Source organism: Mariniflexile sp. AS56, assembly GCF_030552475.1.
Classification (GTDB): Bacteria; Bacteroidota; Bacteroidia; order Flavobacteriales; family Flavobacteriaceae; genus Mariniflexile.
The window spans coordinates 33517-55325 of sequence record NZ_JAUPED010000003.1 but is presented as its reverse complement, the minus strand read 5'-3'; the positions used below and the strand labels follow the sequence as shown (position 1 = coordinate 55325).

Annotated in this window: 15 protein-coding genes; 10 read left to right on the top strand and 5 right to left on the bottom strand. The window is 35.2% G+C overall.

What is annotated here, in order from left to right; all coding sequences use genetic code 11:
* Nucleotides 1-127: 127 nt before the first annotated feature.
* Together Q5N74_RS04800 and uvrB are read left to right on the top strand one after the other, a co-directional pair.
* Nucleotides 128-5242 carry a T9SS type B sorting domain-containing protein gene (locus Q5N74_RS04800; RefSeq protein ID WP_304387593.1) on the top strand — a complete coding sequence of 1705 codons (5115 nt, stop codon included), beginning with the start codon at nucleotides 128-130 and terminating at the stop codon, nucleotides 5240-5242.
* Between the two features lie 300 nt (nucleotides 5243-5542).
* Nucleotides 5543-7546, top strand: a complete 2004-nt coding sequence (gene uvrB, locus Q5N74_RS04795) for an excinuclease ABC subunit UvrB (RefSeq protein WP_304387592.1) — start codon at nucleotides 5543-5545, stop codon at nucleotides 7544-7546.
* A 74-nt stretch (nucleotides 7547-7620) separates the two neighbouring features.
* On the opposite strand, the gene Q5N74_RS04790 is transcribed toward uvrB, so the two are convergent.
* The gene (locus Q5N74_RS04790; protein ID WP_304387591.1) at nucleotides 7621-8031 is read right to left on the bottom strand and encodes a TerB family tellurite resistance protein; all 411 of its coding nucleotides are present in this window, start codon (nucleotides 8029-8031) and stop codon (nucleotides 7621-7623) included.
* A gap of 373 nt (nucleotides 8032-8404) precedes the next feature.
* Between Q5N74_RS04790 and Q5N74_RS04785 the strand changes: the two genes are divergently transcribed.
* Nucleotides 8405-8761 (top strand): DUF1456 family protein, encoded by a 357-nt coding sequence (locus Q5N74_RS04785; protein WP_304387590.1) that lies wholly within the window; start codon nucleotides 8405-8407, stop codon nucleotides 8759-8761.
* A gap of 45 nt (nucleotides 8762-8806) precedes the next feature.
* Here the strand turns inward: Q5N74_RS04785 and sucC are convergent, their stop codons facing one another.
* Nucleotides 8807-10000 carry an ADP-forming succinate--CoA ligase subunit beta gene (gene sucC, locus Q5N74_RS04780; protein WP_304387589.1) on the bottom strand — a complete coding sequence of 398 codons (1194 nt, stop codon included), beginning with the start codon at nucleotides 9998-10000 and terminating at the stop codon, nucleotides 8807-8809.
* Nucleotides 10001-10198: 198 nt separating this feature from the next.
* On the opposite strand from sucC, the gene lysA reads away from it, so the two are divergent.
* From lysA to Q5N74_RS04750, 6 genes are all read left to right on the top strand, one after another.
* Nucleotides 10199-11434 (top strand): diaminopimelate decarboxylase, encoded by a 1236-nt coding sequence (gene lysA / locus Q5N74_RS04775; RefSeq protein ID WP_304387588.1) that lies wholly within the window; start codon nucleotides 10199-10201, stop codon nucleotides 11432-11434.
* Nucleotides 11435-11767: 333 nt separating this feature from the next.
* On the top strand, nucleotides 11768-12640 hold the full coding sequence (locus tag Q5N74_RS04770; protein ID WP_304387587.1) for an ester cyclase: 873 nt from the start codon (nucleotides 11768-11770) through the stop codon (nucleotides 12638-12640).
* 175 nt (nucleotides 12641-12815) lie between these two features.
* A complete protein-coding gene (locus tag Q5N74_RS04765) occupies nucleotides 12816-14162 on the top strand; it encodes an MFS transporter (protein ID WP_304387586.1) in 1347 nt (448 codons plus the stop codon).
* An 18-nt stretch (nucleotides 14163-14180) separates the two neighbouring features.
* Nucleotides 14181-15362, top strand: a complete 1182-nt coding sequence (locus tag Q5N74_RS04760; protein ID WP_304387585.1) for a DUF1624 domain-containing protein — start codon at nucleotides 14181-14183, stop codon at nucleotides 15360-15362.
* 18 nt (nucleotides 15363-15380) lie between these two features.
* A complete protein-coding gene (locus Q5N74_RS04755) occupies nucleotides 15381-16547 on the top strand; it encodes a DUF1624 domain-containing protein (RefSeq protein WP_304387584.1) in 1167 nt (388 codons plus the stop codon).
* Between the two features lie 13 nt (nucleotides 16548-16560).
* Nucleotides 16561-17865: an APC family permease gene (locus Q5N74_RS04750; RefSeq protein ID WP_304387583.1), complete on the top strand. Its 1305-nt coding sequence runs from the start codon at nucleotides 16561-16563 to the stop codon at nucleotides 17863-17865.
* A 94-nt stretch (nucleotides 17866-17959) separates the two neighbouring features.
* Here the strand turns inward: Q5N74_RS04750 and Q5N74_RS04745 are convergent, their stop codons facing one another.
* The 3 genes from Q5N74_RS04745 to Q5N74_RS04735 all read right to left on the bottom strand — a co-directional run bounded on the left by Q5N74_RS04745 (nucleotide 17960) and on the right by Q5N74_RS04735 (nucleotide 20889).
* Nucleotides 17960-18514 carry a hypothetical protein gene (locus Q5N74_RS04745; RefSeq protein ID WP_304387582.1) on the bottom strand — a complete coding sequence of 185 codons (555 nt, stop codon included), beginning with the start codon at nucleotides 18512-18514 and terminating at the stop codon, nucleotides 17960-17962.
* A 49-nt stretch (nucleotides 18515-18563) separates the two neighbouring features.
* Nucleotides 18564-19940: a M20/M25/M40 family metallo-hydrolase gene (locus Q5N74_RS04740; protein WP_304387580.1), complete on the bottom strand. Its 1377-nt coding sequence runs from the start codon at nucleotides 19938-19940 to the stop codon at nucleotides 18564-18566.
* Between the two features lie 82 nt (nucleotides 19941-20022).
* Nucleotides 20023-20889, bottom strand: a complete 867-nt coding sequence (locus Q5N74_RS04735; RefSeq protein WP_304387579.1) for a polyphosphate kinase 2 family protein — start codon at nucleotides 20887-20889, stop codon at nucleotides 20023-20025.
* 129 nt (nucleotides 20890-21018) lie between these two features.
* Here Q5N74_RS04735 and Q5N74_RS04730 point away from each other — a divergent pair, with 129 nt between their 5' ends.
* Nucleotides 21019-21759, top strand: coding sequence for a hypothetical protein (locus tag Q5N74_RS04730; protein WP_304387578.1), 741 nt, complete (start codon nucleotides 21019-21021; stop codon nucleotides 21757-21759).
* Nucleotides 21760-21809 lie beyond the last annotated feature (50 nt).

Below are 21809 nucleotides of genomic sequence, written 5' to 3'. Positions count from 1 at the left end.
TGACCCCTTCATCTTAAAGCATTAAACCTTTTATAATTTCCCAAGTCTATTTTAATTAAAATAGCATACTTTAGTTTTTGCCCAAAATTGAGACATCTAAACTAAAAAATGCTTAATTAATTTGAAAATGCATATTCCAAAATATATCAATCAATTCCTTCTTTTACTATTCATATTTGTTAGTCAGTTAGCATTCTCCCAATTAAGTAAAACACATTATATACCACCTGTAACCGAGTCTGGATCAAACTCATCACAACCAGAAGACCATTATATCTATATTTCAACACCAAGTGTATCTGCTATTAGTTTTACTATAAAGCCTATTGGTTTAGGTACTGCGGGTTACATTACAGGAACGGTTTCTAAAACCACACCTTTCACATACACTATTGGTTCTGGCAGAAACACACAGCTATTTGTAAATGTTAATGAGACAAGTACCGTTAAAACAAACAAAGGCTACATTGTTGAATCTGAAGGTCTCGTGTATGTTTCCGCGCGTATTAATGCGGGGTCTCAAGCCGGTGCATTGGTAAGCAAAGGCTCTGCTGCTTTAGGTACAATATTTAGAATTGGTAGTTTCACCAATGAAAACCCTCAAGACAATTACTTGAACTTTGTTTCTGTGATGGCTACGGAAGACAACACAGTAGTTACTTTTAGCGATTTACCTGCTGGATTAATTATAGAAAACTATACAGGAGCAACTCCAGTAGTTATCACGCTAAATAAAGGCGAAAGTTATACACTTGCCACCAACAGCATCAGATCTACGGTTAACCGAGATGGTTTAATTGGTTGTTTGGTTACTTCAGATAAATCAATTGTTGTAAACTGTGGTTCTGCAAATGGTAGTTTCCATAATGGTAACGCAAGAGATTATGGTATAGACCAAATTGTGGGGCTTGATAAAGTAGGTACCGAATATATTTTTGTAAAAGGTGGTGGACAAAATGGATGGGAAAATGTACTAATAGTAGCCCACACCGATAATACAACGATAAGTATTAACGGAAACACGGTAACAGCTACCATTAATGCTGGAGACTATTACTTAATTGAAGGCAACCAATACAATGCCAATGGTAACATGTATGTACAAACCTCTCAACCTGTTTTTGCATATCAAGGAGTTGGGGCCACAACCAGTGAAGCAAACCAAGGCATGTTTTTTGTACCACCTTTAAGCTGTGAAACACGAGGTAATCTAGACAACATTGCTCAGATTCAATCCATTGGGAACACGATCTATTCTGGTGGTATTTCCATAGTAACCAAGGTTGGCGCCACAGTAACAATTAACAATTCACCTATTTCTAGTTTTTCAACCATTGGACCGAGCACGGTTAGTGGGAACACTAATTATGTCACTTATAAAGTAACAAACCTTTTAGGCAACATCTCTGTTCAAAGTACCGATGAGCTCTATTGTGCCTATTTCAACTATAACGGCGCTGCAACTTCTGGAAGTTTTTATTCTGGTTTCCCTTCGCCTCCAGAAATCAATTTTGATGCCCAATTTATCACTCTAGGAAATTGTATTCCTAACGTCACTTTATCTGCTGCTAATACTCAAAATTTTGATAGTTTTAAGTGGTTATTGGATGACGGAAGCGGTTCGGGTTTTGTTGACCTCATGATTAACACCCCACAAATCACGCCAACAATTCCTGGTAAATACAAACTTATAGGTGTTATTGCATGTACCGGTGAAGAGTTAGAATCTGTTGAAATACCCGTAAGTACATGCCCAGATGATATTGATAGTGATGGTATTATTGACAATCTAGATATCGATAATGATAACGACGGCATTTTAAACTGCACAGAATCTAAAGGAGATGCGGCACTAAATTTAAGCGTTATAAATATTCCGGAACTCATATTTCAAGATAGTACAAGAGACAACACTATTGCAACGGGCACCTATACAGAATTCAACAATTCAGGAGGCGCTAATTATTTCACAGGGAATAGTTCTGGTGGCTTCACTAGTAATTTAAGCAGTGGCACAAGTGCCGAAAATAATTACAAAATTTCGTTTACAGAACCTGTAAACATGAAGTATGAAGAATCTATTACGCACATACCTGTTGCTGGTGAATATTTTATAGTAGGTATACTTCCGGTGAATAAAAACATCACCTTATTAGACCCAGATAATCGTTTATTAGTCGATTCTAATTTTGATGGCATTTTTGAAACAGGCGTTACTAGTATTTCAGGTTCTGAAATTCATTTTAAAATAAACCCTTCACCTTCTGGGAATACGCCATATATGTTTTTGGCAAACCAAGTTGATGGCTTTACATTTATACATAGACTAGAAAATGTAACCACAGGTTCAATATTTACAGGCGGACTATCTGTTACTTGCTTTAAAAAAGACACCGATTTGGATGGTATTGACGATTCATTAGATTTAGATAGTGATAACGATGGCATCCCCGATTTTATTGAAAACACAGGAGCTTTCGTAGCCCTATCTGGTGTCGATGCCGATTTTAATGGTTTAGATGATGTTTATACTAGCAATACAACACCGCTGGATTCTGATACAGACGGCGTTCCCGATTTTTATGATTTAGATAGCGACAACGACGGTATTTACGATTTAGAGGAATCTGGAAGTGGCTTACCTGACAGCGATTTTGATGGTATTATTGACAATATAACCACTACTATAGGCACAAACGGATGGGATGATAATGCAGAAACTACGCCCGATAGTAATACCATTGGCTATACCCTAAACAATCTAGACGGCGATGCACTTTACAGCTATATAGATTTCGATAGTGATGGTGATTTATGTAGTGACGTTATCGAAGCAGGATTCTCAGACGCCAATGGTGATTCCTTATTAGGCGATAATGCCGTGACTATTGATGCTTCTGGAAGGGTTACCAATGCGAGTGATGGTTACACACAACCTCATAGCAATTATTTAGTATCCGCCCCCATCTCGATTACCACACAACCCGTAGATACCGAAGTTTGCGAACTTGCAAATACGACCATTTCTTTAGTATCAAACTCATTTGACAGTATTCAATGGGAAGTAAGCACCGATGGAATTAATTGGAACCCCATAATAAACACCGTCATTTACAGTGGGTCTCAAACAGCAAACCTAATTATTTCAAACACACCTATAACCTACAACACGTATAAATACAGAGCCTTCCTTAATTTAACAGGAAATGGTTGTGGTCTTTATTCAAGTGAAGTTGCACTCACCGTACTAACGCGCCCTGTTGTTAATAGCCCAGTAACTTTGGTACAATGTGATGATGATGACACGTCTACTTTAGGTTTTAGTGCTTTCAACTTAACAGAAGCGAATACTAAAATTTCAGCAAATGCTGCCAACGAAACATTCACTTATTTCACAACGCAACTAGCTGCTAATTCTGGAGATATATCAAGTCCTGATTACATCAATACACCATCATCATTCACAAACAGAACCATAAATACAGACGCTATTTGGGCGCGAATAGAAAACAATTTAGGTTGCGCAAATGTTTCAGAAATACAACTATTAGTTTCAACAACAGCCATTCCTTCAAGCTTCTTAATGACATTTAATCAATGTGATGATTTTCTTGATACTAACGGTCTAGACAATGCAAATAATAACGACAGAGATGGCATCGCTACTTTCGATTTCAGCAGTGCAAACGCCAGTATTTCTACCTTTATTCCAGCAGGACAAAATCCACTTCCACCCCGTTATTTTAGAAATGAAGCCGATGCCTTAGCTGAAACCAACGAAATTACAGATATTTCTAATTACCGAAATATAGGTTACCCAAATTCACAGTATATCTATGTGAGAGTAGACAGCAGTATTTCTAACGATTGCTTAGGTTTAGGCCCACACATTCTATTAACTGTAGAAGCTTTACCTGTAGCGAACCCGCTTTCTGACATGAGAGCATGTGATGATGATAATGACAACAGCTTCCCTTTTGATACCTCGCAAATTGAAAGTAATGTATTAGGAACACAAAACCCTGCAGATGTAACCGTAACCTATTTTGACGATTTAGGGAACTCATTACCAAGTCCGCTGCCAAACCCGTATCTAACGGTTAGCAAAACCATAACCATTCGTGTTACAAACAATACCTCTTCAGCACCAGACGGCCCGTGTTATGATGAAACTACTTTAAAATTCATTGTAGATATAAGCCCTTTTGCAAACACCATCGCTCCTTTAATTGTTTGTGATGGCGACGGCGGCGATGAAGATACCGATGGCGTGTACCCTTTTAATACTTCAACTTTTAAAAATGATATTTTAGGCTCACAAACCGGTATGGACATTTTCTTTGATTATATTGACGAAATGGGCACCAGCATACTAAATAGCACCACCTTGCCAAACCCATTAATTTCAGAAAACCAAACAATTAATGTACGCGTTGTAAACCCTATAAACACCACGTGTACAGCAACTACTGCCATCGATTTAAGAGTAAACCTATTACCCGATTTCACCGTAGATACACCTCAAATTGTATGCTCCTCCGATCCTACTTTCTCTGTTCTTTTAGATCCAAGAGAAGCTAGCATCATAGAATCATTCTCATACGAATGGACCTTAGAAGGCACCATCGTTTCAAACGCATCCACTTTAACCGTATCAACTCCAGGAACCTACACCATCACACTAACAAAAACCGACGGCACGGGGTGTTCCAGATCCAGAGATATTTTTGTTGATGCCTCAGAAAAAGCGAATATTACAACAGATGCTGTTACCATTGTAGACCTTTCAGAAAACAATTCAGTCACCATAAGCACCGCAAATTTAGGCAGTGGCGAATACGAATTTGCATTAAGAGAAGTGGGTTCTCCATTTATAAACTACCAAACAGAACCGATCTTCAACAACGTCAAACCCGGTTTTTACACCATTTACATTGAAGATAGTATTTGCGGCGTAGCAACACTCGATATTTCTGTAATAGGTCATGCCAAATATTTCACACCAAACGGCGATGGGTTTAACGATTATTGGCAACTTATTGGAGTTAGCAACATCGTACAACCAAACACATCCATACTTATTTACGACCGTTACGGTAAACTATTAAAGCAACTAAACCCAGCTTCCAATGGGTGGGACGGCACCATAAACGGCAACATATTACCCACAGACGATTATTGGTTTAAAGTATTTTTAGAAGATGGCAGAACCCACATGGGGCACTTTACTTTAAAACGATAAATTAATATTTGGGCGTTACCCTGCGGGTCGGGTTTTCCGTTGTATCTTTTTAAAAGGTAATAACCTGGGTGAAGTACGTGGCAATCAAAAAAATTTACTTCTACCAAAAACGGTAACTATTACGTTTTAAAAAGGATGCCACTACAACCCCTAACGCAGCCCATCAGCGACCACAATTTCAAGGGGTTATTCTGTGTCATCAAAAAAGGAGATTTCTAAAAAGTCTTTTCTAAAATTTATAATCCCAACAACTTTAAGTAATTTAGTCCATTCTAGTACTTTTAAGTATTTCAAAGCATTATGAAGTTTAAAATAGAATCCGAATTCAGTCCCACCGGCGACCAACCTCAAGCGATAAAACAACTCGTTTCAGGAATCGATGCCAACGAAAAATACCAAACCCTGCTTGGTGTCACCGGTTCGGGTAAAACCTTTACGGTAGCCAACGTTATACAAGAAGTACAAAAACCCACCTTAGTTTTAGCGCATAATAAAACCTTGGCGGCACAATTATATTCAGAATTCAAACAATTTTTTCCAAATAATGCGGTGGAGTATTTCGTGTCGTATTACGACTATTACCAACCGGAAGCTTACATTCCTGTATCGGGCGTTTTTATAGAAAAAGATTTATCTATAAACGAAGAAATTGAGAAGATGCGTTTAAGCGCCACCTCTTCCCTACTTTCTGGACGTCGCGATGTATTAGTGGTCGCATCGGTTTCATGTATTTACGGTATTGGAAATCCTGTTGAATTTCAAAAAAATGTAATCACTCTCGAACGAGATCAAGTTATTTCTAGAACCAAATTACTACATCAATTAGTACAAAGTTTGTACTCACGTACCGAAGGCGAATTCAACCATGGTAACTTCAGAATAAAAGGAGACACTGTTGATATTTTTCCAAGTTACGCCGATGACGCCTTTAGAATTCACTTTTTTGGAGATGAAATTGAAGATATGGAATCCTTCAACATTCAAACCAATCAAGTCGTTGAAAAATACGAGATCCTTACTATTTACCCTGCAAACATGTTTGTAACCTCACCCGATGTGTTACAAGGTGCCATAAAAGAAATTCAAGACGATTTAGTTAAACAACACGACTACTTTAAAGAAATAGGTAAACATTTAGAAGCAAAACGTTTAAAAGAACGTACCGAATTCGATTTAGAAATGATTCGCGAATTAGGTTATTGCTCTGGTATTGAGAACTACTCGCGTTATTTAGACAGGCGTTTACCTGGTACGCGCCCCTTCTGTTTACTAGATTATTTCCCAGATGATTATTTAATGGTGGTCGATGAAAGTCACGTTACTATTTCGCAAGTTCACGCGATGTATGGTGGTGATAGAAGCCGAAAAGAGAATTTGGTAGAATACGGTTTTAGACTGCCAGCAGCCATGGACAACAGACCCTTAAAGTTTGAAGAATTTGAAGCCATACAAAACCAAGTTATATATGTAAGTGCCACACCTGCTGATTATGAATTAAAAAAATCTGACGGTGTGTATGTGGAACAAGTGATTAGACCCACAGGTTTACTAGATCCTATTATTGAGATTCGACCTAGTTTAAACCAGATTGATGATTTAATTGAAGAAATTCAACAACGTGTTGAAAAAGATGAACGCACTTTGGTTACCACACTTACCAAACGTATGGCAGAAGAACTAACGAAGTACCTCGACAGAATTCAAATTCGTTGCCGTTATATACATAGTGATGTCGATACTTTGGAACGCGTAGAAATCATGCAAGATTTACGAAAAGGTTTGTTTGACGTTCTAGTGGGCGTAAATTTATTACGAGAAGGTTTAGATTTACCAGAAGTCTCTTTAGTAGCCATTTTAGATGCTGATAAAGAAGGTTTTTTACGTTCTGCACGTTCACTTACCCAAACGGTTGGTAGAGCTGCTAGAAACCTAAATGGTAAGGCCATTATGTATGCTGATAAAATTACGAAAAGCATGCAGCAAACTATAGACGAAACGAATTACAGACGTGAAAAACAAATAGCATACAACACCAAACACAACCAAAAACCAAAAGCCTTAAATAAAAGTTTAGACAACGCACTTACAAAAAACTCTGTGAGTAGTTATAGTTATGAATTGGAAGCTGCAAAAGCGGCAGAACCAGAAAGTGCTTATTTAACGAAACCTGAATTAGAAAAGAAAATTCGAGACAAACGTAAATTAATGGAGGAAGCTGCAAAAGCATTAGACTTTATTGTAGCAGCAAAATTACGCGACGAAATTAAGGCCTACCAAACAAAAATGGAAAAGCTAAAAGTGTAAACTTTTAGCTTTTCCATAACCTATGTAGGTCAAATTATTAAAACACGCTAATAATTAAAACTTAGCAGTTCTATTTAATTATATTGTGTTTTAAAAATATCTATTAATACGTCTGGTGGCACTATTTTATTAGGAAAACTATCCATTAAGTATAGTACTTTTGTAATAGATTCATGGCTCAAACCCATTCGCAGACCAAAGTTATACAACTTGATCACGTTTTTGGAATTATTATCGCCATTATCACCATCAATATTCATTAATAATACCAATCTGTGAAATTGAACAATACGTTCACTATGAGACTTTAAATGAATATAATTTATAGGATTATCAATTAAATAATCAAAATCTTCACGCGAAATCTCTAACTGCTTCGCCACACCTAGTAAAAAGTTATATTCTATATGTTTTATGTCCTTGTCATACTTCGCGAAGGCTATCATTTCGGAAAGAAGACTTAATTTTTCTACTCTATTAATCATGTTCTAGGGGATTAATTAAACTATAACATAAAGATACACACTAGAGTAATTTAATAATCGTGGATATTATGTAACTTATCGAAAACACTAGCGCAGTTGGTCGTGAATTTTATTTGTTTCATCAATAAAATAGACATTGAATTTAAAAAAAAGATGATTTTTCAATACTAAATTTTATATTTTCAACAAAAACACAATCAACATAAACAACTGATTTAAAGCTATTTACGCGAATAAAAATTATCCCAAATTAACCGAAGCAAAATAAATATTTAGGGTATCTTTACCAAAAATTACGAAAACGCTAGTTTAGCAACCTCTTAAATGCATTATCGATAAACGGTACCCCGTATTTAAATTAAAAATTACTACTATGACAAACAACGATACATTAAAAAAACTACGTGTTGCCTTAAAGCTTAGAGATGATGATATTGTAAAGATTTTAGAGCTTGTAGACTTCAGAATTTCTAAAAGCGAATTAGGCGCTTTATTTAGAAGTGAAGACCACCCGAAGTATATGGAGTGTGGCGACCAAATATTAAGAAACTTTTTAAACGGCTTGGTTATTCATTTAAGAGGACCGATGCCGGATAAAAAATCAAAAGCGGCTAAACCTCAAAGTTCAAAAGACCAAACCTCTGATAAAAAACCGTATACAGGTTCTAAGAAACCTGACAATAATAAAAATTTCAATAAACCTAAACCACAAAAAAAGAGCAACCATTAATGTTGCTCTTTTTTTTTATATTTAAATTTCTGTTTTTACAGTAATTTATGAAGCTAATACTTGTTGTACTTTATCTGCAGCTTCTTGGAATTCTGTTGCGCTCATTACATCAAGTCCTGAATCGTCAATTAGTTTTTTAGCGATATCTGCATTGGTTCCTTGTAAACGTACAATAATTGGCACGTTAATAGTTCCCATGTTTTTATAAGCATCAATAACACCTTGTGCCACACGGTCACAACGTACAATACCTCCAAAAATATTAATCAAGATTGCTTTTACAGCTGGATCTTTTAAAATAATTTTAAATGCAGCTTCAACACGTGCAGCATCTGCAGTACCACCAACATCTAAAAAGTTAGCTGGCTCACCACCTGAATGCTTAATTAAATCCATAGTTGCCATTGCTAAACCAGCTCCGTTAACCATACATCCCACATTTCCGTCTAAATCAACATAATTTAAACCTAGTTCTCCTGCTTCTACTTCAATAGCACTTTCTTCACGTACATCACGTAAATCAACATAGTTTTTATGTCTAAAAAGTGAATTATCATCTATAGTTACTTTAGCATCAACAGCTAAAATTTTATTATCACTTGTTTTTAAAACCGGATTGATTTCAAATAAAGAAGAATCAGATTTTACGTAAGCTGTATAAAGATTAGTAACAAACTTTGTCATTTCCTTAAAAGCGTTACCAGACAATCCTAAATTAAAAGCAATACGTCTTGCTTGGAATGGTAAAATACCAACAGCAGGGTCAATTTCTTCAGTAAAGATTAAATGAGGTGTTTCTTCAGCAACCGTTTCAATATCCATACCACCTTCGGTAGAATACATGATCATGTTACGTCCTGTTCCTCTATTTAAAAGTACAGACATGTAAAACTCACTTGTTTCAGTTTCACCTGGATAATACACATCCTCTGCAACTAAAACTTGGTGTACTTTTTTACCAGCAGCAGATGTTTGAGGTGTTACTAGGTTCATCCCAATAATGCTTCCTGCAACTTCTTCTACTTCTTTAAGGTTTTTAGCAAGTTTAACGCCGCCACCTTTACCACGCCCACCAGCATGAACTTGTGCTTTAACAACATACCAACTTGTACCAGTTTCTGCTGTTAGTTGTTTTGCTGCTGTTACTGCCTCTTGTGCATTTTGAGCCACAATACCACGTTGGATACGTACTCCAAAGCTGCTTAATATTTCTTTACCTTGATATTCGTGTAAATTCATAATTTGCTAAATAGTTTAAGATGCGCAAATGTAAATAATAGTGATAACTTACCCTAATATTTAATTACTAAAACATCTATAAAGAAATAAAGTTTTTTTATTTGTTAAATAATTAACATTTTGTTTAATTTGTTTAATTTTTTATTTATTTCTTTTTTATTTCTTCTAAAGAAATATCTTTGACGAAAATTATACATTATGTTAGAAAATCAATTGCTGAAAATTGCACAGGATTTTGGGAGTCCGGTTTATGTTTATGATGCCGAAAAGATTGAAAGTCAATACAAAAGACTTACGAATGCTTTTAAAAACGTAAAACATCTTAAACTAAATTATGCTGTTAAGGCATTATCTAATATATCTATACTAAAACTTTTTAACTCGTTAGGTTCTGGAATAGACACCGTTTCTATACAAGAAGTGCAATTAGGTTTAGCTGCTGGTTTTTTACCAGAACAAATTATTTTTACGCCTAATGGTGTATCTTTAAATGAAATTGAAGAAGCAGCAAAACTTGGGGTTAAAATTAATATTGATAACCTTTCCATTTTAGAACAATTTGGAACTAAACACCCAAAAACACCGGTTTGTATTCGTATCAACCCGCATGTTATGGCTGGAGGAAACGCAAACATTTCCGTAGGACATATCGATTCTAAATTCGGAATCTCTATTCACCAAATACCACACATTTTACGTATTGTTGAAAATACTAAAATGACTATTAATGGTATACACATGCATACAGGTAGTGATATTTTAGATATTGAAGTGTTTTTATATGCGAGTGAAATATTATTTGAAACCGCAAAACAATTTAAAAATTTAGATTTTATTGATTTTGGTTCTGGTTTTAAAGTCCCTTACAAACAAGGTGATATTGAAACGAATATTGAAGAATTAGGCGAAAAATTATCTAAAAAATTCAATGATTTCTGTAAAGAGTACGGTAAAGATTTAACCCTTGCTTTCGAGCCAGGTAAGTTTTTAGTGAGCGAATCTGGAAGCTTTTTAACTAAAGTAAATGCCATTAAGCAAACAACCTCAACCGTATTTGCTCAAGTAGATTCTGGTTTTAACCATTTAATACGCCCGATGCTTTATGGGTCGCATCATGATATTGTAAACATTTCAAACCCACAAGGGCGTGAGCGTTTCTACACCGTGGTAGGTTACATTTGTGAAACAGATACTTTTGGTAATAACCGCCGTATTAATGAGATTAATGAGAATGATGTATTATGCTTTAAAAATGCAGGTGCTTATTGCTTCTCTATGGCGAGCAACTACAACTCTAGGTTTAGACCTGCAGAAGTTTTATGGTACAATAACAAAGCCCACTTAATAAGAAAAAGAGAAACCTTTGATGATATTATAAACAACCAAATTGAAGTAGATTTCACTACTAAAAAAGCAAAGGAATTGGTTAAATAAATTCCGAATTAAATCTTAGTTATTATAAAAAATGCTTAACATATGTTAAGCATTTTTTATTTAAACACCCTTCTTACTAATTATAACACAAAATATTTGTTAAAATTTAATATTTTGTTTAATATTATAGTGCATTCCCCTAAGTCTTTTTTTAGTTAAATCAATTTTAATAAAAAGACTTCATGAAAAATTACTCTTTTATATTTTTCAACCATTCAACAAATCTACTAGTAAACAATGCATCTAACATTTTGTACAACTCAAAATGCGACCACATATTTACAAACCTTTCGTGTATCACTCCATATATAAAACCCTCTAAAACACATCCTCATGAAAAATCCAATAACATTATGCCTCCTATTCATTGCAGTAATTACGGCATCCTGCAATAATTCAAAATTTGAAAAAGACATTAAAATGTATTCCGAAACTTGGGATAAAGTAATTAATGATGCCAATTTAGACCTTATAAATAACACTCATTTTACGAATGACATTACACTGATATCACATCCTGAAAACGTGGTAGGTATTGAAGCTGTTAAAGCATACTATCAAAATTTCACAACTGGTTTTTCTGATATTAAATTTACTGTGGTGAACATTTTTGGACAAAACGACAACATTGTAAAACACTGGAATTTTAAAGGCACCCACACAGGCGATTTCTTTGGCATTCCCGCTACCGGAAACACGGTAAATATTGATGGTGTGACCTTAGTAAAAATGAAAGATGGTAAAATTGCAGAGGAACAAGATTTTATGGACAGCACCGTGTTTATGCAGCAACTTGGCATAGCATCGGCTCCCGGAAACACAGAGGTTATCAATAGCCTCTACAACGCTTTTGCTGTTGGAGAGATTCCTACCGTTTTAGACTTATTAGACGCCGATGTTATTTGGAATGAAGCTGAAGGTAATGCTTATGCCGATGGCAACCCATACAAAGGTCCCGAAGCCGTTTTAAACGGTGTATTTGCACGTATTGGCGCAGACCATGAGTATTTTAAATTAATCGACATTCACCTTCATGACATGTCTGAAAATAAAGTACTAGCCACATTAAGATATGATGCAAAAGTTAAAAAAACAGGCAAAACTTACAACGCCCAAGTAGCTCACTTATGGACTTTGAAAGACGGGAAAGTGATAAGCTTTCAGCAATACGTAGATACTAAGAAACTTGCAGATGCCACAAAATAAGACAAAAAAAAACAACTAGCCATACCTGAATTTTTAATCGAAATCGAATTGGAGATTCATAAAACGAACTAAGTCTATTTAACCTCAAACCTGGCTAATAATCATTCTATAAAAAAACACGTGTAATTAAAACTGATAACGCATCAGGAAGAGAATTAAACAAAATTCTGAATTAATGGATAACCAACCGAAGACATTAAAATTAAAACATAAAAATCTATTTTTAAGTGAGAACCCCGTTTTAAGGTATTTAGCATTTTCGGCTTTATATATGGCTCAAGGCATTCCAGAAGGTATCACCTATTTTGCTATTCCTGCTTGGTTAGCCATGAATAATAAAACACCAATTGAAATAGCAAGCTTTGTTGCTGTAATTGGTATTCCTTGGAGTTTTAAAATTCTTATCGCCCCACTTATGGATCGGTTTACCATTTTATCCATGGGAAGAAAACGCCCTTGGGTTATTTTTGGTCAATTGGGATTAATCGTCAGTTTTTTGTCCATTGGTTTCGTGCAAGACCCGTTAAATAATTTAAACGGATTAATGATTGCTGGTTTTTTTATTAGTTTTTTCGGTGCTTTTCAAGACGTAGCAACCGATGGAATGGCCATAGATATTATCCCTATTAACCAACAAGCCAGAGCCAATGGTTTAATGTGGGGCTTCAAAATTATTGGCTCATCATTAGCCTTAGTTATTGGGACCTCTTTAATAAATAAACTAGGGTTAACAACAGCCATTTCATCTCTATCTATTGCAGTCGCCATTATTATATTGGTTCCCATTTGCTTTAGAGAACGACCAAATGAAAAATTATTCCCATGGACAAAAGGCGAAGCATCACAAGAATCTAGAGAAGCGCAATTAAAAACTTGGGGACAAATATTTAAAAACCTTTTAAGAGTCATTATTTTACCTTCAACTATTTTCATGGGTATGGCTTCTGTTATTAATGGGGCTATGTATGGATTAATCGACACCTTTTTACCAATTTTCACGATACAAGAATTAGGCTGGACAAATACATCCTTTTCGCAAGTATACTCTATAACCACAATTATTGGTGTTTTTTTTGGCATGTTTGTAGGTGGTGCTTTAATTGATTTTTTTGGTGATAAAAAAATGCTCATTATTTACCTAACAGCAACTCTAATATTAATTACTGCACTTGCATTGTTACCCAATTTATGGGGGAACGATAAAATAATTTTCGGTTTCATTTTATTCTACTACCTCTTTTACACGTTTATTTGTATCGGCATGTTTGCTGCCTGCATGAAATTATGTTGGCAAACCGTAGCTGCTACACAATTCACACTTTTTATGGCTCTTAATAATATGGGACGTGCAGCTGGTTCTGGATTACTGGGCACATTTAAAGAACTTATGTCTTGGGAATACGTTTTACTGTGCACCGCATTATCACCTTTGTTAACCATAGTTTTTATTAAACTAATAAATTTCAAAAAGCAGAGAGAGGCTATAGACACGTTTTCTAACAAAACCAAAATGACATTTTAAAATATTTATTAAAAACACATGAAAATCAAAACCAACCGAATAGAATCTATTGATATTTTAAGAGGCCTTGTCATGGTTATTATGGCATTAGACCATGTGCGAGATTTTTTCCATTACGGCGCTTTTTTTAACGACCCAACTAATTTAGAAACAACAACACCCTTTCTCTTTTTTACGAGATTCATAACACATTATTGCGCGCCTGTATTTGTGTTTCTAGCGGGAACTTCTGCTTTTTTATACGGCACAAAAAAAACTAAGCACGAGTTGTCCAAGTTTTTATTAACTCGAGGGCTTTGGTTAATAGTCCTCGAACTTGTTGTAAATAACCTTTTATGGAAATTCGACCTTACTTATAGCAGAATTATTCTTCAAGTAATTTGGGCCATCGGTTTTAGTATGGTTTCCTTAGCCTTTCTTATTTATTTACCAAAAAAAATAATACTAACTATTGGACTACTTATTGTTTTTGGCCATAATGCTTTAGATGGTATTGTTAAAAACGGTACTCGTTTTTTTGATATTATTTGGTACTTACTGCACCAACCAAATATTGTACCTGTAAATAACCATATCGATATTGGCATATTTTATCCCGTACTACCTTGGATTGGTGTTATGATTCTAGGCTATTGTTTTGGGCAACTATACACTAAAAACTTTCATATTCCGTTAAGAAAAAAATGGCTGATTGGCTTAGGTACTGGTTCCATTCTCTTGTTTTTCATTCTAAGAGGCATCAATATTTATGGAGACTTAGTACCATGGTCTGTTCAAGACACCACTACAAAAACTATTTTATCATTTTTCAAGGTTTCAAAATACCCACCATCACTTGCTTACATTCTTATCACCCTGGGTCCTGCCCTACTCTTTTTATATGGCATTGAAACTGTAAAGAACAAGCTAACTAATTTCTTACTAGTCTTCGGGCGCGTTCCATTATTCTATTATTTTGCACATATTCTTGTCATTCATGTTTTAGCCATAATTGGCATACTCCTATTTGGTGGAAATTGGCTAGATATGATTCTTACTAAAGACGCCTTTTCGTCTGGCAACCTCTTAAATTATGGGTATTCACTTTTTATAGTGTATCTTGTTTGGGTATCAGTTATTTTAATGCTTTATTTCCCCTGTAAAAAATACATGATTTACAAAGCAACTAATAAAGACAAATGGTGGTTAAGCTATTTATAATTTCAACCGAATCTTAATATGACTAAACCAACACGAATTCAATCCATAGATATCCTAAAGGGCCTAGTCATGGTACTTATGGCATTGGATCATACTCGAGATTATTTTCACTATGACTCATTTATTTTTAGTCCGGAAGACCCCACACAAAGTAACCTTCCCATTTTTTTTACGCGTTGGATTACTCATTTTTGTGCTCCCGCATTTAGTTTTTTAGCAGGAATTTCTGCATTCATCATCAGTAAACGAAAAACAAAAAAGGAACTGTCTGGTTTTTTAATAAAACGGGGACTTTGGCTGGTTTTTATTGAATTAACCATCGTTAATTTTGCATGGTATTTTGATGTTAGTTTTTCTAGCCCGGGTTTATTCGTTATTTGGGTTTTGGGAATAAGCATGATAGCTTTAGCTGGTATTATATGGTTACCAAGACAGTATATTTTACTTTTTAGTTTCCTTTTAATTTTTGGTCATAATCTTTTAGACAGTATCCATTATGATGGCAGCATGCTATGGGCCATACTTCATGAATACGCTTATTTCGATTTAGGCAATGGCTTCGATTTTGAAACGGCATACCCGCTTATTCCTTGGGTTGCTGTCATGTCCTTAGGGTATTACTTTGGCGCATTTTATAACAGTACTTTTGATGCTGATAGACGAAAAAAAATGTTCAACATTATAGGAATAGCATCTTTAGCTCTATTTATAATATTAAGATTTACCAATATTTACGGCAACCTTTCACCTTGGAAAAATTATAGCACGCTATCACAAAATTTGATTTCCTTTTTAAATCCTGCAAAATACCCGCCTTCCTTAACCTATTTATTAATGACTTTAGGAGTTACATTTATTTTTCTAGCCCATACTGAAAAATTGAAAGGAAAAGTAGCCGATTTTTTCAAAGTTTTTGGGCGCGTCCCATTCTTCTACTATATATTGCATTTATACCTCATTCATGGTTTGGCTTTACTTTACGCAGAACTTTCAGGCTTTGGTTGGGAAACAATGATTTTAAAAGATTGGGTTACTGAAACACCCGCCTTAAAAGGATATGGCCTCAACTTAGACATGCTGTATTTAGTTTGGATTGGCATTATCCTACTTCTGTATCCGCTCTGCAAAAAATTTGACTTATATAAACAAAACAACAAAAACAAATCGTGGCTAAGCTACCTGTAATTTAACGAGTACCATGTTAGAACAAAAAGAAGAAGGATTAAAACGGAGTGTTGGCGTATTAGGTTTATCAGCTAACATTATCAACATCATAATTGGGTCTGGTATTTTTGTTTTACCAGCCATAGTAGCCACGTATATGGGGGCTTCAAGTATTATAGCCTACCTTTTTTGCGGCTTATTAATGGCGATGATTATGCTTTGTTTTGCTGAAGTTGGAAGTAAAGTAACCACTACAGGAGGCCCTTATACATATATAGAAACAGCTTTTGGAAATTACGCAGGCTTTATTGCCGGTTTTTTTGCCATTGGAAGTAATTTATTTGCAGATGCCGCCGTATCAAATGCTTTGGTTAATGTTATTGGAGCTGCTTACCCCGTATTTGCAGATGGTTGGCCTCGTTTTTTGTTTTTATTTATTCTTTTTTATGGATTGGTTTTCATTAACGTTATTGGATTAAAACAAGGCATTGATTTAGTGAAATTTAATACCCTTATTAAACTTATTCCATTACTATTACTCATTATTATTGGCTTTAAAGATGTTTCTATAAGCAATTTATATTTTGAAAGTATGCCCAGTATTAAAACCCTAGGCGAAACATCACTAATTTTGTTTTTTGCTTTTCAAGGATGTGAAACAGGTATCATTGTAGGTGGTGAAGTTAAGAATCCTAAACGTACCATTCCTAAAGCTATTTTAATTAGCATAACCACAGTTGTGGTTGTTTATGTTTTAATTCAAACCGTGTCACAAGGTGTTTTAGGAGCTGATTTACCCAATTTTAGAGCAGCTCCTCTAGCAGAAACAGCTAAGGCCATTATGGGATCTTTTGGATATATGCTTTTAATTGTTGGAGCCGTTATTTCTATGTTTGGATATATGAGCGGCACCATACTTAATAGCCCTAGAATAGTTTATGCACTTGCAAGAGATCAGGTTTTCCCTATAAAGGCATTATCAAAAATACACAAATCATTTGCCACACCTTATATTGCTATTATAAGCTATGCAACCATTGGGTTCTTACTTTCTATTTCTGGTAGTTTCGAGCAGTTAGCAGTTATTGCCAGTAGCTCCATGCTCATACTTTATTTAGGAGTTGCCCTATCAGTCATTAAATTACGTAAATCACAAAAAGAACAAAAGGACAGTTTTAAAATTCCTGGTGGTTGGACGGTGCCTATTTTAGCAATTGCTATTATACTCTATTTTTTATCTAGTCTTTCTTCAAAAGAAGCTATTGCTACTGCCATAATTATAGCAACTTTAAGCTTAATTTTTGTACTTATAAAAGTATTTAAAAAGAAAGTTAAATAATCTCATTTTTTCAAATTTGAGCTAAACTTTTCAAGGAAAAAATTGAATGACTTTTTAAATTTTATTAGGATGAAGTTATAATTAAACCTTCATGTTACTCTCTAACTTTTCCGCTAAAAACATTGACTTTAGAATTAAACGGATTCCCGGAAGCCCGACGCAATAACACGACTTGACCGCAATGCCACAACGCATCAGAAATAGGGCCGTTTATCATATTCCAAAAAGGGACTTCAACAGCTTCCAGTTGAATTGGCGTTTCAGTATTTCTCAAAACATCGGACACCGCCTTCAAATTCATCAATGTTTGTTTACGCTTTTCTTCAAATAACAATTCTGCTTTATTAGTATCCTTATCAGCACTTAAAACCGTATTTCTAATAAATTTAGATAAGCCATAAATATGCTCAATAGTCTCGGAAGTGGCGCGTCCAGATTCACTTGGCTTATAGTTTAAATCGACGTCTCGCAACCCATCGGTTGCCCAATAATAACGAAACCCTAAAGCATCAATCATTCTCGCAGCAACTGAATTTGCTGTGTATGCTTCGGTGTATTCAGGAATTTCATAATAAGGTAATGCTTCTTTTGTTTGAGCCATTGCAATCACTGAGTTCATTAAAACAAAAACACATATAAATTGTTTCATTTAAAAAATATTAGGTTCATCATTATTAATTTTCAATTCTTAATTAAAATTACTTCACCCCATATTTATCAAATAAATACACTAGAGCCGTCATGGTAGCAGCACCCAATTCCAATTCGCGTTTATTAACAGCATCAAACGTATCGTTGCTGGCATGATGGTGATCGAAATAACGCTGAGAATCTGGTCTTAATCCCGCCAAAACGTTCTTTTCAGTTTTAAGCGGCCCCACATCGGCACCACTTCCACCCTTTTCAAAATAATGAATGAAATACGGTTTAAACAAAGACTGCCAACTTAAAACTTGATTAAAATTAGCTTCACTACAATCAAAACTAAAGCCACGTGGAGTAAAACCACCTGCATCACTTTCTAGAGCAAACACATGCTTTTCCTTTTTCTGTTTAGCTTCTTCGGCGTACTTATTACCACCTCGTAGTCCGTTTTCTTCATTCATAAATAATATCACGCGAATACTACGTTTCGGTTTGATTCCAGATTCTTTTAACAATCTTAAAACATCCATAGACTGCACAACGCCGGCGCCATCATCATGAGAACCATCACCTAAATCCCAAGAGTCTAAATGCCCACCAACTACCATATATTCATTAGGGAATTGGCTACCTGTTATTTCTCCAATCACGTTATACGATTGTACATCGGCTAATTGCTTGCAGTTCTGTTTAAAATAAAATTTAATGTTTTTATCAAGCTGTAGCATAGTGCTTAAAATTTCAGCATCATTGGTACTTATAGCTGCTGCTGGAATTCGTTTTTCAATAGGCAAATCGTCATAAGTCATGCTTCCTGTATGAGGTAAATCATCTAAACGTAAATTCATAGATCTTACAATAACACCCACAGCACCATATTTTAAAGCCTCCACAGCGCCTTTGTAACGCTGATTAACACAACCTCCATAAGCATCAAACGTGCTTATTAAATCTGCTTGCATTGGGCGGTTATAAAACACTATTTTACCTTCAATATTCGCTTTCCCTAAAGCGTCTAATTCTTCAAAATTTTTAACTTCTACAATATGCGCCTTTAAACCCAAGGATGGTGTCGCCACCGAGCCACCCAAGGCACAAATATTAACTGTATTTGTTTTACCCGGAGTTGTTTCTACATAAGCATATTCTTTAGCACCACGCACCCATCTTGGCACCATAACGGGTTGCAACCAAACCTTATCTAAACCCAACTTATCGAGTTCTTCTTTGGTGTAAGCTACAGCGCGTTCTGCACCCAAGGAACCCGATAATCGGCTCCCTATTTGATTTGACAAATGGTTGAGCCAATCGTAACTTTTGCCATTGGTTAAAGTGGTATGGTATATTTTTTTTAAAACAGCTTCATCGGTTTGGGCGTTTACCCCTATTGAAATAAAGAAACAGCACAATACTGTAATTGTTCTTATCATAACATTATATAATTTAGGCTAAAAATAGTATTTATAAAGGGCGAGGACTCCAAAAGAAATCATAAAAAACGCTGAATACAGCTTATTCGTTTTCTAACTCCTGTTTATATACAGACATATTGGCTTTAATTTTATCGCCCAACTCCGGTTCTTGTATATCCGTATATTTAACCAGCGTATCGTACATAATTTTAGCGACCGTATATCGCGCTGTATCTTTATCGTCTGCAGGAATGGTGTACCAAGGCGCATGTGGTTTGGAGGTTCTATTAATAGCATCTTCATAGCAGGCCTGGTAAGTATCCCACAGTTTACGCTCTTTCAAATCGCCGGGAGAGAACTTCCAGTTTTTTTCTTGTTTATTTAAGCGGCGTAGCAACCTATATTTTTGTTCTTCTTTAGAAAGATTTAAAAAGAATTTAAAAATGATGGTTCCATTATCTGCTATATGTTTTTCAAAATTATTTATTTGGTCGAAACGAGCATCCCAAAAAGCATCATCAATGTCGTCTACAGAATTTACTGTTGGTATGTTTTCACCCATAATATAACCTGGATGCACACGTGTAACCAATACATTTTCATAGTGGGTTCTATTAAAAACACCAAACTTACCACGAGTCGGAAGCGCAATGTAATGCCTCCATAAATAATCATGATTCAACTCCAATTCCGTGGGCACTTTAAAACTATGAACCACCACGCCTCGAGCATTGAATTCCTTAAAAACCTCACGTATTAAGCTATCTTTCCCAGAGGTATCCATGCCTTGTAAACAAACCAATACCGCATATTTTCCGTGCGCATACATGGTGTCCTGAAGCTTACCTAAATCTTTACGAATGCCTTTTAATTTTTTATCAGCTTTATCTATAACCACTTTTGTTTCAGCATCTTTCAACTGTGTTGGCGAGGTTACTTTATATTTTTCCATTAAATGATCTTCCATGTATAAGCTTTTGATTTACGACTTTATTCTATAAATATACTAAATCCCACAAATTCGATGAACAACATGGCTAAGTTTATTGTTTTTGGTACCTTAGCAATAACCTATTTATGTTTTACCCCAAGCTCTATGAAAAACCTTTACTTCCTTTTAATTTTAATTACGTCTATATCAATTAGTGCCCAATCCAAATGCGACGATGCCAACTATTATCTCGTAAGTGCGTATTCGCATGTAAAATCATCTTTCGAGGCTAATAATATTAGTCATTTAAAATATTATGCGAACAGATCGATAGAATCCTTAAAACTGTCAAAAAAGCAACTTACCCAATGTGATTGTGTTCCTGCTTTAACACTTGCAGACAAAGCAATTTTTTTATTAGAAAAAGTGGAAGCCGAAAAAACCTATGAAGATGCCCGGTTTTATGTAAAACAAGGTAGAGATATTAGTAAAGAAAGTGTTATTGCCATTGAAAAATGCAGTACAGCCCCCACTAAAGTAAGCACTACCAACAACCAAGCACTGGACGATTTAGAACAAGAACAGTTAAAATTAAAACAGCAACAAGAAGCTTTAAAACTGAAGGAAGCTGAAATTAAAACAAGATTGGCAGCACAAAAGGAAAAAGATTCGCAACACCAGAAAGAGACCTTAATACTGAATTATAAAACGGCTATTTCCGCCAATATTAAAACTTATAATGAAACTTTAAAAACTTGTGATTGTGACCACACACCATTAAAAACCATGGATGATTTGGAAGATAGCGCTTCAAAAAACATAAAAGACGTGAAAATATATTATATAAACAGTTTAAAAGCGCTGACGTTAAACTATCTATCTGCCTTAGATTTATGTGCAAAATAAATAAGGGTTATTGAGCTTTACTATTTTAAAGCTTCGATAATTCTGAAACA

Coding starts and splice junctions, on each gene's coding strand:
- Q5N74_RS04745 (WP_304387582.1), bottom strand. CDS start 18,514: ATGAAACAATTTATATGTGTTTTTGTTTTAATGAACTCAGTGATTGCA.
- Q5N74_RS04770 (WP_304387587.1), top strand. CDS start 11,768: ATGAAAAATCCAATAACATTATGCCTCCTATTCATTGCAGTAATTACG.
- Q5N74_RS04785 (WP_304387590.1), top strand. CDS start 8,405: ATGACAAACAACGATACATTAAAAAAACTACGTGTTGCCTTAAAGCTT.
- sucC (WP_304387589.1), bottom strand. CDS start 10,000: ATGAATTTACACGAATATCAAGGTAAAGAAATATTAAGCAGCTTTGGA.
- Q5N74_RS04750 (WP_304387583.1), top strand. CDS start 16,561: ATGTTAGAACAAAAAGAAGAAGGATTAAAACGGAGTGTTGGCGTATTA.
- Q5N74_RS04760 (WP_304387585.1), top strand. CDS start 14,181: ATGAAAATCAAAACCAACCGAATAGAATCTATTGATATTTTAAGAGGC.
- Q5N74_RS04755 (WP_304387584.1), top strand. CDS start 15,381: ATGACTAAACCAACACGAATTCAATCCATAGATATCCTAAAGGGCCTA.
- Q5N74_RS04790 (WP_304387591.1), bottom strand. CDS start 8,031: ATGATTAATAGAGTAGAAAAATTAAGTCTTCTTTCCGAAATGATAGCC.
- Q5N74_RS04765 (WP_304387586.1), top strand. CDS start 12,816: ATGGATAACCAACCGAAGACATTAAAATTAAAACATAAAAATCTATTT.
- uvrB (WP_304387592.1), top strand. CDS start 5,543: ATGAAGTTTAAAATAGAATCCGAATTCAGTCCCACCGGCGACCAACCT.
- Q5N74_RS04800 (WP_304387593.1), top strand. CDS start 128: ATGCATATTCCAAAATATATCAATCAATTCCTTCTTTTACTATTCATA.
- Q5N74_RS04735 (WP_304387579.1), bottom strand. CDS start 20,889: ATGGAAGATCATTTAATGGAAAAATATAAAGTAACCTCGCCAACACAG.
- Q5N74_RS04740 (WP_304387580.1), bottom strand. CDS start 19,940: ATGATAAGAACAATTACAGTATTGTGCTGTTTCTTTATTTCAATAGGG.
- Q5N74_RS04730 (WP_304387578.1), top strand. CDS start 21,019: ATGAAAAACCTTTACTTCCTTTTAATTTTAATTACGTCTATATCAATT.
- lysA (WP_304387588.1), top strand. CDS start 10,199: ATGTTAGAAAATCAATTGCTGAAAATTGCACAGGATTTTGGGAGTCCG.